This window comes from Micromonospora cabrerizensis (assembly GCF_022230955.1).
Lineage (GTDB): Bacteria > Actinomycetota > Actinomycetes > Mycobacteriales > Micromonosporaceae > Micromonospora > Micromonospora cabrerizensis.
In genome coordinates, this window is sequence record NZ_JAKKFI010000098.1 from 54,253 (window position 1) to 69,067 (window position 14,815).

At 73.3% G+C, this 14,815-nt stretch carries 11 protein-coding genes; 5 read left to right on the plus strand and 6 right to left on the minus strand.

All coding sequences use genetic code 11. The features are described from left to right. Nucleotides 1–92: 92 nt before the first annotated feature. Nucleotides 93–878: a DeoR/GlpR family DNA-binding transcription regulator gene (locus tag LADH09A_RS26145; protein ID WP_238648319.1), complete on the minus strand. Its 786-nt coding sequence runs from the start codon at nt 876–878 to the stop codon at nt 93–95. Between the two features lie 201 nt (nt 879–1,079). Between LADH09A_RS26145 and LADH09A_RS26150 the strand changes: the two genes are divergently transcribed. From LADH09A_RS26150 to nagA, 3 genes are read left to right on the plus strand one after another with little or no spacing between them, the layout of a single operon-like run. Beyond that, complete coding sequence (locus tag LADH09A_RS26150) at nt 1,080–2,009, plus strand: SIS domain-containing protein (RefSeq protein ID WP_238648215.1); 930 nt, start codon at nt 1,080–1,082, stop codon at nt 2,007–2,009. Between the two features lie 55 nt (nt 2,010–2,064). Then, the gene (locus tag LADH09A_RS26155; protein ID WP_308194692.1) at nt 2,065–3,051 is read left to right on the plus strand and encodes an ROK family protein; all 987 of its coding nucleotides are present in this window, start codon (nt 2,065–2,067) and stop codon (nt 3,049–3,051) included. Beyond that, a complete protein-coding gene (gene nagA / locus LADH09A_RS26160) occupies nt 3,048–4,157 on the plus strand; it encodes an N-acetylglucosamine-6-phosphate deacetylase (protein WP_238648217.1) in 1,110 nt (369 codons plus the stop codon). The genes LADH09A_RS26155 and nagA overlap by 4 nt, the downstream gene beginning before the upstream one ends. A 308-nt stretch (nt 4,158–4,465) precedes the next feature. Here the strand turns inward: nagA and LADH09A_RS26165 are convergent, their stop codons facing one another. Continuing rightward, the gene (locus tag LADH09A_RS26165) at nt 4,466–5,689 is read right to left on the minus strand and encodes a DUF4032 domain-containing protein (protein ID WP_238648218.1); all 1,224 of its coding nucleotides are present in this window, start codon (nt 5,687–5,689) and stop codon (nt 4,466–4,468) included. An 89-nt stretch (nt 5,690–5,778) separates the two neighbouring features. On the opposite strand from LADH09A_RS26165, the gene LADH09A_RS26170 reads away from it, so the two are divergent. Both LADH09A_RS26170 and LADH09A_RS26175 read left to right on the plus strand, forming a co-directional pair. Then, entirely contained in the window at nt 5,779–6,525 is a 747-nt protein-coding gene (locus LADH09A_RS26170; RefSeq protein ID WP_238648219.1) for a phosphatase PAP2 family protein, read from the plus strand. Nucleotides 6,526–6,536: 11 nt separating this feature from the next. Then, a complete protein-coding gene (locus LADH09A_RS26175) occupies nt 6,537–7,775 on the plus strand; it encodes an APC family permease (RefSeq protein ID WP_238648220.1) in 1,239 nt (412 codons plus the stop codon). 27 nt (nt 7,776–7,802) lie between these two features. Here the strand turns inward: LADH09A_RS26175 and LADH09A_RS26180 are convergent, their stop codons facing one another. The 4 genes from LADH09A_RS26180 to LADH09A_RS26195 form a co-directional block, all read right to left on the minus strand. Further along, entirely contained in the window at nt 7,803–8,588 is a 786-nt protein-coding gene (locus LADH09A_RS26180) for an ABC transporter permease (protein ID WP_238648221.1), read from the minus strand. Beyond that, nucleotides 8,585–9,574 carry an ATP-binding cassette domain-containing protein gene (locus tag LADH09A_RS26185; RefSeq protein WP_238648223.1) on the minus strand — a complete coding sequence of 330 codons (990 nt, stop codon included), beginning with the start codon at nt 9,572–9,574 and terminating at the stop codon, nt 8,585–8,587. Before LADH09A_RS26185 ends, LADH09A_RS26180 begins: the two co-directional genes overlap by 4 nt. Nucleotides 9,575–9,604: 30 nt before the next feature. Further along, a complete protein-coding gene (locus LADH09A_RS26190) occupies nt 9,605–12,547 on the minus strand; it encodes an AfsR/SARP family transcriptional regulator (protein ID WP_238648225.1) in 2,943 nt (980 codons plus the stop codon). 77 nt (nt 12,548–12,624) lie between these two features. After that, nucleotides 12,625–14,769, minus strand: a complete 2,145-nt coding sequence (locus LADH09A_RS26195) for a potassium channel family protein (RefSeq protein ID WP_238648227.1) — start codon at nt 14,767–14,769, stop codon at nt 12,625–12,627. Nucleotides 14,770–14,815: the final 46 nt, after the last annotated feature.

Below are 14,815 nucleotides of genomic sequence, written 5' to 3' on the forward strand. Positions count from 1 at the left end.
CAGGCGACACCATACGCGGTATGCAGAAGGCCGCAATACTTGGTATGCATCGACGCGCCGATCCGGCTGTTTCATCGACGGAGCGTGACCGCTCAGGCGCAGATGACCTGTACGCCGGCGGCGCGGAACGCCTCCACCACCGTCGGGTCGGCACCGGAGTCGGTCACCAGCGTCTCCACCCGTTCGACCGGGCAGATCCGGGCGAAGGCGTGCCCGCCCAGTTTGGACGAGTCCGCGATGATGACCACGCGCTTGGCCCGGGCCACCATCAGGTTGTTCATTGCCGCCTCGCCCTCGTGGTGGGCTGCGGCGCCGAGCTGCGGGTCGATCGCGTCCACACCGAGCAACGCGACGTCGAGGGTGACCTCACGCAGCAGCGCCCCGCCCAGCGGGCCGACGAGTTCGAACGACTTCGGGCGCACCACTCCGCCGGCCACCACAACCTTCATCCGGGACCGCACCAGCAACTCGTTGGCGATGTTCAGCGCGTTGGTCACCACGGTGAGCTGGGCGCCCTCGGCGTTGGTGTTGAGATCCGGCCGGACGGCGAGAGCCCTCGCGACCTCGGTGCTGGTGGTGCCGCCGTTCAGGCCGACCACGGTGCCCGGCGTGACGAGCGCGGCGGCGGCTGCGCCGATCCGCTGCTTCTCCGCCGAGTGCTTGGCCGTCTTGTAGCGCAGGGGCAGGTCGTACGAGACGCCGTTGGCGACCGCGCCGCCCCGGGTCCTCGTGATCATCTGCTGCTGCGCGAGCTGGTCGAAGTCACGCCGGATGGTGGCCTGGGAGACGTCCAGCCGCTCGGCTGCCGCCTCCACGCTGACCCGGCCGTTGTCGGTCAGCATCTCGAGCAGGGCGTTCCATCTGGCGTACCGGTCCACCGCGGCGGCCCTCCCAGCAAACTGCACGGACGGTGATTGATTGCGTGCACACTAGTGCGCGAAACTAGGCTGGCGCAAAAGACCGACCTGCGCGATCGGCTGGTCGGTTGCCATGGCCACCCGCGTTCGCGCAGAATAACGCGCGAAATGCGGGCCTAACGAGCCGTATTGCGCACCGGTCGCCCCTGCAAGGAGTTTCCCATGGCGTACGTGGACGCGGAGATCGCGAGCCAACCCGACTGCTGGCGGGAGGCCGCGGAGCTGGCCGACGTCGTACGCGGTGACCTGCCGCGCCCCGGTGAGCGGGTCGCCGTCGTCGGTTGCGGCACGTCGTGGTTCATGGCGATGGCGTACGCGGCCCGCCGCGAGCAGGCCGGCCAGGGCGAGACCGACGCGTTCCAGGCATCCGAGTTCCCCGCCGGCCGCCACTACGACCGGCTGATCGCGATCACCCGCTCCGGTTGCACCACCGAGGTGCTGGACCTGCTCGCCGCGCTGCGCGGGCGCACACCCACCACCGTCATCGTCGGCGACCCGGCGTCCCCGGCGGTCGACCTGGCCACCGCAACGGTGGCCATGCCCTTCGCCGACGAGCGGTCGGTGGTGCAGACCCGCTTCGCGACCACCGCGCTGGCCCTGCTGCGGGCCCACCTCGGCGACCCGGTGACCGCCCTCGCCGCCGACGCCGAGGTGGCGGTGCGCTCCCCGCTGCCGATCGACCCGGCCACCATCGGGCAGGTCACCTTCCTCGGTCGGGGGTGGACGGTCGGGCTGGCCCAGGAGGCAGCGCTGAAGTGTCGTGAGACGGCCACCTTCTGGGCCGAGGCATACCCGGCGATGGACTACCGGCACGGTCCCATCTCGGTCGCCGCGCCCGGCCGGCTGGTCTGGGCTTTCGGGGAGCTGCCCGAGGGTCTGCCCGAGGACGTGGCCGCCACCGGCGCGGCCTTCGTGCACAGCCGCACCCACGGTTGGCGCACGGTGCTGGGCAGTTGGTCCGCCGGTCGTACCCCGGTCGACCCGATGGCCGACCTGATCCTGGCGCAACGCTTCGCGGTCGCGCTCGCCACCAGCCGGGGTCTCGACCCGGACGCGCCCCGGCACCTGAGCCGGTCGGTGGTGCTGGCGTGAGCGCGAGGAGTGAGCCGGGTTCGCGAGCCCCGCAGTCGCGAACCGAGCCGGCACCGTGAGCCACGCCGTGGACGCGGACCGCGTGGTCGTCGCGCTGGACGTCGGCGGCACCGGCATGAAGTGCGCCCTGGTCCGGCCGGACGGCGTCGCGGTACGCACCGAGCGGCACCCCACCGACGCCTCCCGCGGCCCGACGGCCGTGGTCGGCACGATCCTCGACGTAGCCGTCGGGCTCGCCGACAAGGCCCGCGCCGACGGCCTCACCCCCATCGCGGTCGGCATCGCCGTGCCCGGGGTGGTGGACGAGGCACGCGGCGTCGCGGTCTGGTCGGCGAACGTGGGCTTCCGGGACGTACCCCTGCGGGACCTGGCGGTCCGGCGGCTCGGCCTGCCGACGGCGCTCGGCCACGACGTGCGCGTCGGTGGTCTCGCCGAGGCCCGGCTCGGCGCCGGGCGCGGCACCGGGCACGTGCTGTTCGTGGCGATCGGCACCGGCATCGCCGCCGCGCACGTCGTCGACGGCAGGGCCGCCGTGGGCGCCCACGGCGCCGCCGGGGAGATCGGCCACATCCTGGTCCGGCCCGACGGCCCGCGCTGCGGCTGCGGTCGACCCGGCTGCCTGGAGGCGGTCGCCTCAGCCGCCGCGATCGGACGCCGCTACGCCGAACTCGCCGGTGGGACAGCCGAACTGGCCGGTGCGACAGCCGACGCTCCGGTGACCGCCGCCGAGGTGGCCGAGCGGGCCGCCGCCGGCGAGCCACTCGCCAGCGAGGTCTGGCAGGAGGCCGTCGAGGCGCTCGCCGACGGGCTGGCCACCGGGCAGGCGCTGTTCGACGTGGCGACGATCGTGCTGGGCGGCGGCCTGGCCCAGGCCGGGGACCGGCTGTTGATTCCCCTGCGGGCAGCTCTGCACGAGCGGATGACCTTCCACCGGGAGCCGCGACTGGTCGCGGCGGCCCTCGGCGACGAGGCCGGCTGCCTCGGTGCCGCCCTGCTCGCCCTGGACGCCCTGGGCGTCCGTGACCACCAGGAGAAACGATGACCGCACGGGTGAACGGCCGCGTGGTGACCCCGACCGGTGTCATCCGGCAGGGCTGCGTCGAGTGGGACGGGGATCGGATCACCGCGGTGGCCGAGTACCCGTCGGTCCGCGACGGGCACTGGATCCTGCCGGGCTTCGTCGACATGCACACCCACGGCGGTGGCGGGCACACCTTCACCACGGGAGACGCCGCCGAGGCACGGGCAGCGGCCGACTTCCACCTCGCGCACGGCACGACCACGCTGCTGGCGAGCCTGGTCAGCGCGCCCTTCCCGCTGATGCGCGCGGCCACCGAGGCGTTCGCTCCCCTGGTCGACGAGGGTGTGCTGGCGGGCGTCCACTTCGAAGGGCCCTACCTCTCCGCGGCTCGGTGTGGCGCGCAGAACCCGGAGTACCTGCGCGACCCGTCGACAGACGAGCTGACCGAGCTGATCGAGCTGGGCCGGGGCGCGGTCCGGATGGTCACCCTCGCCCCGGAACGCGACGGCGCACTGGAGGCGATCAAGCTCCTCACCGCGCAGCGGGTGGTGGCGGCGGTCGGCCACACGGACGCGACGTACGAGCAGACCCGCGCGGCGGTCGCCGCTGGCGCCAGCGTCGGCACCCATTTGTTCAACGGTATGCGTCCCGTGCACCACCGGGAACCAGGCCCGGTGGTGGCCCTGCTCGACGCACCCACCGTGATCTGCGAACTGGTCGCCGACGGGGTGCACCTGCACGACGGGATGCTGACCTTCGCCGCCGCGACCGCCGGGCCGGACCGGGCCGCGCTGATCACGGACGCGATGGCCGCCGCGGGGATGGCCGACGGCGAGTACGAACTGGGCGGTCAGGCCGTCACCGTGTCCGACGGGGTGGCCCGGCTCGCCCGCGACGGCGCGATCGCCGGCAGCACCCTGACCATGGACGCCGCGCTGCGGCACGCCGTGGACGCCGGGATCCCGATCTCCGACGCCACCCGGATGGTGGCCACCACCCCCGCACGGGCCATCGGGCTGGGCGACCGGGTGGGCGCCCTCCAGGTGGGCCTTCGCGCCGACCTGGTGGTGCTGGACGCCGACCTGAACGTGGTCCGGGTGCTGCGTGGGGGCTCCTGGGTGGACTGACGCCGTAGCGTTCGAACTCGCTCGTAGTCGTCGGAACTCGCTCGTAGTCGTCGGGTGGTGACCGGGCCGCTCTGGTGCGGGCGCCTGGTGCGCAGCCTGTAGAGCTGCCCCGGATATGGGGCAGGGGGCGCCGGAAGTCCCGGCGATCGCCGAGAACCGTCCGCGCGGACCGCGCGGACGATCGATGTCGGCGCATGACGCATCAACCCTGCCCCACCCGTGGGGCAGCTCTACAGGGCGTCAACACCACGCTGCCGACTCTGGCGCTGCCGGAGCGAGCGCAGGTCGGGCCGTTCGTGGGGCGAAGGTCAGTTGAGGCTGGGGACTTCGACGCCGAGGATGGCCTGCTCGTCGGGGCGGTGCACCAGCACGTCGGCCAGGTACGACTGGACTGCGTGGCGCATCCCGACGTCCCGGCCGGCCTGCTCGGAGAGCAGCCACTTGTGCTCGATGATCTGCGCGAACAGCTCCTGCGGCTCCAGCTTGCGGCGCAGGTGCGCGGGAACGGCCCGGACCACCGGCTCGAAGACCTCGGTGAGCCAGCGGTGCGCGGCCTGCTGCTCGTCGGTCAGGTCGCTCTCCGCCCGATAGGCGTCCAGGTCGTTGAGCAGCTTGCGCGCCTGGTTCTCCTCGGCGTCCAGACCGGTCAGCCGCAGCAGCCGCCGGGTGTGGTAGCCGGCGTCGACGACCTTCGGCCGCACCAGGTAACGCCCGTCGTCGATGGACGACATGGCCACCTCGGCCACGTCGAAGCCCAGCTCGTTGAGGCGGCGGATCCGGCCCTCGATGTCGTGCCGGGCCTCCCGCTCGACGGCCTGCTCGTAGGTGATCTCGTGCCACAGTCGCTCGTAGCGCTGCACGACCTCCTCGCAGACCACCTCGGGGTCGATGGACTCGTGCAGCAGGCCGGCGGCCTGGAGATCCAGCGCCTCACCGAAGATGTTCACCCGGGCGATCTCCAGGTCCTCACCGCGCTGACCGTTGGAGAGTGAGTTGTGCAACGCCCCCGTCTCCGCGTCCACCAGGTAGGCGGCGAACGCGCCCGCGTCCCGGCGGAACAGCGTGTTCGACAGCGAGCAGTCGCCCCAGAAGAAGCCGGTGAGGTGCATCCGCACGATCAGGGCGGCGAGCGCGTCGAGCAGCCGGCTCATCGTCTCCGGCCGCAGGGTGTGCGAGAACAGCGCCCGATACGGCAGGGAGAACTGGAGGTGCCGGGTGATCAGCACCGATTCGAGGGGTTCCCCGTCCTCGGTCTGCCGGTCGGCGACGACCGCCACCGCCTCGACCGAGGGAAAGTCGATCCGTTCCAGGGCCCTGAGCAGGTCGTACTCCCGCTCGGCGATCCGCTCGCGGGTCTCCTTGAACGCGTACACGAAGTCACCGAGCCGGACGAACCGGACGATGTGTCGGGAGATGCCCTGCGGCAGGGCCACCAGGTGTTGGGCAGGCCACTCCTCCAGCGGTGTCGACCAGGGCAGGTCGAGCAGCGCCGGGTCCACGAGGGCAGACGTGATCCGCACGGGCACAAGCATGACGCCTCGCCCCCCGCATCGCCTCACATCGTGGTTGGGCCCACAGCGCCGAACACCCCGGCCTCGCGCCGGGCCGGTAGCGTGGTCGCGTGCTCAAACCCACGGCGGTACGACGTGACCTGCGGCTACGGCCTGTCCGCCCGGCCGGTTGGTGGTTCGACGCGCTGCTGCTGGTCGGGTTCGGCGCGTTGACCCTCGCCCTCGCCGGAGGTGCGTTGCTCGGTCTGGACCTCGCGGTCCGGGAATGGGCCTACGCCCACCACCCGGCGCCGATCTACTGGACGGCCCGGGTGTTCAACTTCCTCGGCCAGGGTGGTTGGCTGCTGATGCCGATCGCCGGGGCGCTCGGCCTGGCGGTGGCCTGGCGGAGCCGCACGGTCCGACCACTGCTGCTGCTGGCGGGCGCGTTCGTCCTCCTGTATCTGACGGTCGGGCCGCTCAAGATCCTGACCGACCGGGCCGCGCCCAGCTCCGATCTGCCGCCGACCCGGTCGGTTCGGATCTTCAACGACCTGCCGCCCACCGAGTACGACCTTTCCTACCCGTCTGGGCACGTCGCCAACGCGATCGTCTGGTACGGGGTGATCGCCGTGCTGCTGACCGCGCTGACGGCGGGGCGACTGCACCCGACCGTGCACCGGCTGATCCGATTCGCTCCCCCGGCGATCCTGCTGGTCACCACGACCTACCTGAACTTCCACTGGCTCACCGACGGCGTGGCGGCCCTGCTGCTCGGGATCTTCCTGGACCGGCTGCTGCACCGGGTGCCCTGGGACGACATCCCGCTCCCCGGCCGGCTACGTGAGTGGGACCGGCCGTTCACCTCGTACCCCTAGGGTTCCGGCCCGTGGACCAACTGTCGCGGCGGCTCGGCGTACCCGACGCGGTTGTCATCGGGTTGGGCTCGATGCTCGGCGCGGGCGTCTTCGTGGTCTTCGGCCCGGCCGCGGCGGCGGCCGGCGGCGCCGGGTTGCTGCCCGCGCTGGTGCTGGCCGGCTTCGTCGCCTTCTGCAACGCGACCAGCTCGGCGCGACTGGCGGCCCGCTACCCGGAGTCCGGCGGCACCTACGTCTACGGTCGGGAGCGCCTCGGGCCGTTCGCCGGGTTCCTGGCCGGCTGGGGCTTCGTGGTCGGCAAGACGGCGAGTTGCGCGGCGATGGCGTTGACCATCGGGGCGTACCTGTGGCCGGGGCAGGCCCGGTTGGTCGCGGTCGGCGCGGTGCTCGCGGTGACCGGGGTGAACCTGCGCGGCATCGGGAAGACGGCCACCGTCACGAGACTGCTGGTGGCGCTGGTGCTCGCGGTGCTGGCCCTGGTCACGGTCGTCGGGGTGGCGGGCGGTCCGGTGCACCTGGATCGGCTCGGCGAGCCCGGCGGCTCCGCCCGGGGTGTGCTCACCGCCGCCGGGCTGCTCTTCTTCGCCTTCGCCGGGTACGCCCGGATCGCCACGCTCGGCGAGGAGGTCCGCGACCCGCGACGGACCATCCCCCGCGCGGTGCCGCTGGCGCTCGGGGCGGTGCTCGTGATCTACCTGGTGCTGGCCGTGGTCACGCTCGGCGTGCTCGGTGCCGACCGGCTGGCCGATTCCGCCGCGCCCCTAGTCGACGTGGTGACCACCGCCGGGCTGCCCGGGCTGGCCTGGCTGGTCCGCGCCGGGGCCACGATCGCGGTCGTCGGGGTGCTGCTGTCCCTGGTCGCCGGGGTGGGCCGGACCACCCTCGCGATGGCCCGCCGCCGTGACCTGCCCGGCGCGCTGGCCGCCGTGCACCCCGTGCGCCGGGTACCGCACCGCGCCGAACTGGCGGTCGCCGCCGTGGTCATCGTGGTCGTGCTGGTCGGCGACGTACGCGGGGCCATCGGCTTCTCCAGCTGCACGGTGCTCGTCTACTACGCGATCACCAACGCGGCGGCGCTCACGCTGGGGCGGGAGCCCGGTCGACGGCTGCCGGTGCGGGTGCTCGCCGGCCTGGGGCTGGTCGGATGTCTGTTGCTGGCGGTCAACCTGCCCGTGGCCAGCGTCCTCGCGGGCTTCGGTGTGCTCGCCGCCGGTGCCGCCTGGTACGCGCTGCGCCTCGCGCGCCGGTGACCTGAGGCGGCCACCGGCGCGCGGGGGTCAGCGGCTCAGGCGTCGATAGCGGCGCACCGCCAGCGGTGCGAACGTCGCGATCAGCAGCACCGGCCACAGCACCGCCAGCAACAGCGCGTGCTCCGCCGGCCAGGAGTCGCCACCCAGGCCCGGGTTGCCGAACAGCTCGCGGATCGCCGCGACGGTGGCCGACAACGGGTTCCACTCCGAGATCGTCCCGATCACCGACGGCATCAGCTCGGGTGACACGAAGACGTTGGAGACCGCGGTGAACGGGAACGCCGCCGGGAAGACGATCACGCCGACCGTGTCCGGGTTGCGGACCAGCAGCGCCAGGTAGATCCCCACCCAGGTGATCGCGACCCGCAGCAGCAGGAGGAGCCCGACCGCGAGCAGGGCCTTGCCCACCCCGAGTCGCCACTGCCAGCCGACGAGCAGGCCGCAGACCAGCAGGGTGGACATCTCCAGCATGGCGCGCAGCAGGTCGGCGGCACTGCGACCGGTCATCAGGGCGGACCGTGCCATCGGCATCGACCGGAACCGGTCGACGACACCCCGGCTGAGGTCCAGCGCCACGCCGGTCGCGGTGGCCCCCAGCCCGTAGAGCATCGTCATCACGAAGACCCCCGGCAGCAGGAACTCGCGGTAGTTGCCACCACCGGGCACCTGCATGCCGCTGCCGAACACGTACCCGAAGACCAGCACGAACATGATCGGCAGTGAGAAGTAGAGGATCACCTCCTCCGGCTGGCGGACCACGTGGATCATGTTGCGCCTGGTCATCGTCCAACCGTCGGCCACTGCGGTGGTCATCCCACGTCCGCCTTTCGTCCGGCCCCGACAGGTTCGCGCGTCTCGTCGGGCCGATGCCCGGTCAGGTGCAGGAACGCCTCGTCCAACGTGGCGCGCCGCAGGCCGATGTCCTCGACCGCGACCCCCGCGTCGTCCAACGCCCGCACCACGTCGACCAGCCCGGCGACCCGGTCGGTCACCGGCACGCTGAGGTGCCGGATCTCCGGGTCACGCTCGGGCTCCGCGCCGCAGATCGGCGCGACGATGCGGGCGGCCAGGTCCAGGTCGGCCGCGTCACGCACCACCACCTCGATCCGGTCGCCGCCGGTCATCGACTTCAGCTCGTCGGGTGAGCCCTCCGCCACCACCCGACCGGCGTCGATCACCGAGATCCGGTGGGCGAGCTGGTCGGCCTCCTCCAGGTACTGCGTGGTGAGCAGCACCGTGGTCCCCTCGGCGACCAGAGCGCGGACCAGGTCCCACACCTGGTTGCGGCTGCGCGGGTCCAGGCCGGTCGTCGGCTCGTCGAGGAAGAGCACGCGCGGCGTACGGATCAGGCTGGCGGCGAGGTCCAGCCGACGGCGCATCCCACCCGAGTACTCACCGGCGGAGCGGCCCGCCGCCTCGGCGAGCCCGAACCGTTCCAGGAGTTCGGTGGCGCGTTGCCGGGCCTCCCGTCGGCCGAGCCGGAACAGGCGGCCGAACAGCTCCAGGTTCTGCCGGCCACTGAGGGTCTCGTCGACTGCGGCGTACTGCCCGGTCAACCCGATCCGCGCACGCACCTCGTCCGGCTGGCGCAGCACGTCGAACCCGGCCACCGTGGCCCTGCCCGCGTCGAAGCGCAGGAGCGTCGTGAGGATCCGTACCGCCGTCGTCTTTCCCGCGCCGTTGGGCCCCAGCAGCCCGTAGACCGTGCCGGTCGGCACGGCCAGGTCGAATCTGTCGAGCGCGCGGGTGGGGCCGTACCGTTTGCCCAGACCCTCGGCGACCACCTCGTATGTCGTCATGCCCCCACGGTGCGGTCAGGCGCTGACGGGTCACGCACCGTCCGCTGACGGCACCGCACCGGGCCCGTTCGGGGCTCCGGCCTTCTCCGCCTCGGTGATCTCGTCGAGCACGTGGAGGATCTCCGAACGGGTGGCCTCGCCGACGTACCAGCCGGTCAACCCGCCGACCAGCGCCTCCCCGCAGAGCCGTCTCGCCTCGACCAGATCACCGTGCAGCCGCGCCACCTGGGCGAGGCCGAGGCGGGCGCTGGCCACGAACTCGGGCGCTCCGCTGCGCTGCGCCAGGAGCAGCGCACCGGCGAAGTCGTCCCTCGCCGCACCGAGGTCACCGGCGCGCAGCCGGATCTCGCCCCTGGTCCGCAGCATGTCGGCCTGGTCGACGGCCGAACCGAGCGCCTCGACCATTCCCATCGCCTCGTCCATGTGTGCCCCCGCCGTCTCCGGGTCACCCTGCCAGGCGGCCAGCTCGCCGAGCGCACCGAGCGTGATCATGCAGCCCCACCGGTCCCCGGTGCTCCGGAAGCCGTCGAGCGCGGTGTTCAGCGCGGTCCTGGCCCGGTCCCACTCGCCACTCCACATCAGCGCCGAGCCGCTACCCATCGCGCCGAGCGCGTTGATCCACGGGTCCGGGCCGACCAGCCGCCGCAGCTCCCCCATCAGCTCCTCGACGTGCTCGGCACCGCCGGACGGCGGCCCGGTCGAGATCCCCGACAGGTACAGCAGGAACGGTTGTCGGGGTGGCCGGTCGAGGCTGCGGATCACGGCCCGCTGCGTTCCGAGCGACGGCAGGTGGCCGGCACCGGCGAGCGAGGTGTTGTAGACGCAGAGGACGAACTCCTCGCTGAGCCCGGGCGGCGCTTCCGCCCCCAGCAGGTCGAGGACGTTCGCGGCCAACCGGGCCGCTTCCCCGCGCATACCCCGCAGCCACCAGTAGAACGACAGGGCCGCGACCAACCCGGCCGCGTCGGGCGCGTCACCGGCCGCGGTGGCACGGCGCAGGGCGGCATGCAGGTTGTCCCGCTCGGCATCGAGCCGCCGCAGCCACTGCAACTGCTCGGCTCGCCGGAGGTGGTCGCTGGCGGTCCAGGCCAACTCCAGGAAGTACGCGGTGTGCGCACGACGCAGCTCGTCGGCCTCGCCGGCCTGGGCGAGACGCTCCGCGCAGAAGGCACGCACCGTCTCCAGCATCCGGTAACGCCCGCCGGTCAGCTCCACGAAGGACTTGTCGGCCAGACCGCTGAGCGCGTCGACGAACTCGGCCGGGGGCAGGCCGGAGACCCGCCCGGCGGCCTCCAGCGTCGCGCCCCCGGCGAAGACGGTCAGCCGGCGGGCCAGTCTGCGTTCGGCATCGTCGAGCAGATCCCAGCTCCACTCGACCACGGCCCGGAGCGTGCGGTGTCGGGGCGACGCGGCCCGGCTGCCCATGGACAGCAGCCGGAACCGGTCGTCGAGACGGGCGGCCACCTCCGCGACGGGCAACGCCCGCAACCGCGCGGCGGCCAGCTCGATCGCCAACGGCAGGCCGTCGAGGGTACGGCAGATCCGCAGCACCACGTCGACGTTGGCCGCCGTGACGGTGAAGTCGGGTGCGACGTCAGCGGCCCGTTGGGCGAAGAGGCTGACCGCGGCGTAGTCGTCGGCGTTCTCCGTCGACACGGTCGACGGCGGCAGGGTGAGCCCGGACAACGGGCACAACGCCTCGCCGGCCAGCCCGAGCGGCTCGCGACTCGTGGCCAGCACCCGCAGCGCCGGGCACGCGCCCAGCAGTCGTGCGGCGAGCCGGGCCGCGTCGGCGATGACGTGTTCGCAGTTGTCGAGCACGAGCAGCAGCGGCCGCTCGGCCAGCGCCTCGACCAGTCGGTCGGTGGACTGCCGGCCCGGCTCGGCCGGAGCCCGCAGACCCGCGTCCCGCAGGCCGAGCGCGCTCAGCACCGCCTGCGGTACGTCCGACCCGTCGGCCAGCCCGGCCAGCTCGACGAAGTGGACCTCGCCGTCGACCCGGCCCGCCGCCTCGATGGCCAACCGGGTCTTGCCCGCTCCCCCGGGGCCGGTGAGGGTGACCAGCCTGCGTTCTTCGAGCAGGGCCAGAACACGTTTGAGCTCCTCCTCCCGCCCGACGAACGTGGTGAGCTGGCTCGGCAGCGCCTGCTCGGTCGACGGGCGGACGGCCGAGCTGTCGTCAACGCGCAGCAGCACGGTCGAGTTGTCGTCGCCCCGCAGCAGCACGGCCGAGCTGTCGTCGCCGCGCAGCACGGCCAGGTGGATCGCGGCCAGCGCCGCCGACGGGTCGACGCCGAGCTGCTCGGCCAGGCTGCGCCGGGCGTCCTCGAACTCGGCCAGCGCCTCGGCCGGCCTGCCCTGCGCGGACAGGGCGCGCATGAGCTGGCCTCGCGGCCGCTCCCGCAGCGGATGCGCCACGACCAGTTGCCGCAGCTCCGGGACCAGGTCCGCGTGCCCGCCCAGCGCCAGGTCCGCCTCGATCCGATCCTCGACGGCGGCCAGCCGCAGCTCGTCGAGCCGGGCCGCCTGCGCTGGCACGCCGGCCACGTCGGCGACGTCGGCCAGGGCGGGACCACGCCACAGCTCCAGCGCCTCGCGCAACACCGCCGCCGCGCGGGGCCGGTCACCGCCGGCGAGCGCCCGGCGCCCGGCCTCGGCGAGCTGCTCGAACCGGTACGCGTCGACGTCCGCGGGATCGACGGCGAGGCGGTAACCGGCCGGGTGGAACTCGACCGGGTTGTGCTCGGCGGGCAGGACCTGACGCAGTCGCGACACGAGGGACTGAAGCGCGTTGGCGGCGCCCCGCGGCGGGTGCTCGCCGTACAGTCCGTCGATCAGCCGCTCGGCGGACACCACCCGGCCCGCGTCGAGCAGCAGCAACGCCAGCAGCGCGCGCAGCCGCGGACCGCCCACGGCGATCTCACGCCCGTCGGCCAGCAACACCTGGGTCGGCCCCAGGACGCGGAAACGCATGGCACTGATTGTCACTCAGTGCCGACCCGGCGAACCGGTCCGCCTGGCTGACGGCACCGGTGCACGTCGGCGGACCGTCACCCGGAGCGTGCCGCGCTGGCGTCCGGCTCGTCCCGGACTCCAGCGTCGTCCGGCGCCACCGGCCAGTGCCCGTCGTCCGCGCTGGGCGGAGGCGGCACGGCACCGACGGCGGGCGACCGGGGAGGCGACACCGGGTGGGCCGCGCCGGGGGCCGAGGCGGCGACCTCCTGATCGCTCGGCCCGGGCGGCGCGGTGTGCGGCCCGGTAGTTACGGACGGCCCGCCAGGTGCGGACGACGGCCCGGCCGATCGGGCGGGTGCGGGTGGCGGCCCAGCAGGCCTGGCAGGGGCGGAGGGCGGCCCGGCCGGCCGGGTGGGGGCGGCCGGGATCGGCACGGGCCGGGGCGTCGAGCCGGGGTGACCGTGCGACACCGGCGTCCTTCCGGGGGCGGGTGGGGCGCACTGACTGGTCAGCCAGTCCAACCCGCGTCGGCGCGCGACGACGGTCAACCGGTCGCCCGCGAAGATCACCTGGCGTGGGTCGAGGTCCTTCCACCAGATCGTCCTGCCGCCGCCGGCCGGAGTCCGGGCGATCAGCCGGACCTGCCCGTCCCGGTTGACCATGTCCAGGGGTCGGCCGTCCAACTCGGAGCCGGCGGCGACCGGCACCTCGGCGACCGGCAGCGCGTGCCGGTCGACCGGAATGGTGGTGATCACCGCCCGTTCGGTGAGGGCACCGATGAAGGCCGGGGCAGCCAGGTAGGAGACCGACCGGGAGACGCCGAGGGCGAAGGTCTCCTCCACCCGCTCGGCGAAGTCACCGTCGAAGAACCGCAGCACCACCCGCAGGTCGCCACGAAGATCGCGGGCCGCGAGCGCCGCCTCCAGGTTGGCCACGTCGTCGGTGGACGCCACCACCAGCGCCTGGCAGTCGGCCACCGAAGCGGCGACCAGCGTCTCCGGCAGCGCGGCGTCACCGACGATCAGCGGCACCTCCAGCTGACGGGCCAGGGCGGCGCCACGCGGCTCCGGGTCCTTGTCGATCGCCACCACCTCGACGTCGTACTCGCGGAGCTGGGCCATCACCCGGGTACCGACATTGCCCAGGCCGATCAGCACGACGTGCCCGACCCGCGCAGGTTGCAACCGGCCCGTGTGCAGGGCCAGCCGGGCGTTGACGATGCCGTCCACCACGACGGCGGTGATCAGCGGAATCAGCGCCAACCCGGCCAGGTTGAGCACCACCTGCATGATCTGCGCGCCCGCTGGCTTGGTGGTGTCCGGATCGGCGCCGCTGAGCGTGGTCACCAGCGTCAGGTACAGAGCCTCCAGCGGGGAGGCCCCCTCGGTGCGGGAGATCAGCGCCCCCAGCACCGCGATCACCGCGAGCACCAACATCACGGCGACACCGATCTTGCGGGTCGCGAAGCCGCGGACCGCGCCCAGCAGCACCGCGACCGGACGGCGTCGCCGACGGGCCCGGACCAGTCGACGGGCGGCGACCTCGGTGCCGGGTGGCTGCCCCGTCGCCTCGGCGAGCACCAGGTCCGCGCCAGCCTGCTCGGCCGGAAGCAGCTCCACCCCCTGCGCCTCGGTGAGGTGAGCCAGTGCGCAGACCACGTCCTGCGGTCGGACGTCAGCCCGGCGGGCCACCCGCAGGGTCTTGTCCCGGTGCTGGAAGGTGCTGGCGTCGACCTCGCCGAGCGCGGCGGCGACGAACGCCGGCGCGGCCATCTCGGCGTCGGAGAGCACCTCGACCGATGCCTTGAGCAGCTTGCGCACGCCGTCGGCGAGGGTGCCGTTGAACATCCGCAGCACCTGACGAACCCGCTGGTCGACGGCCTGGGCACAGAGCGCGGCGTGCAGGTTGCCCACGTCGTCCTGGTGCAGCAGGGCCAGCCCGGCCGCACCGGCCAGGCCGGCTGTCTCGAAGGTGGCCACGTCCAACCGATCCGAACGGACCACCCGGACCCCCCGCAGCGCCGCCACGTCCGGGCCGTTGCTGCGGTAACGCTCCGGCACCACGACGGTCACCCGGGCGCCACCCGCCGGCAGCTCGGACTCGAGCATCGCCCGGGCCACGTAGTAGGCGAGGGCGTCCTTCCCACAGATCACGTAGTGGGGGCGTGGATCACCAGCGGAGCGCAGCCGCCAGTTCCACTCGACCGCCCGTCGCGCCCGGTCCCGCCACGGCTCCGCCATGCCCGGATCGTAATCAGCACTGCCACGGTGGGCGACCCCGTCCGGA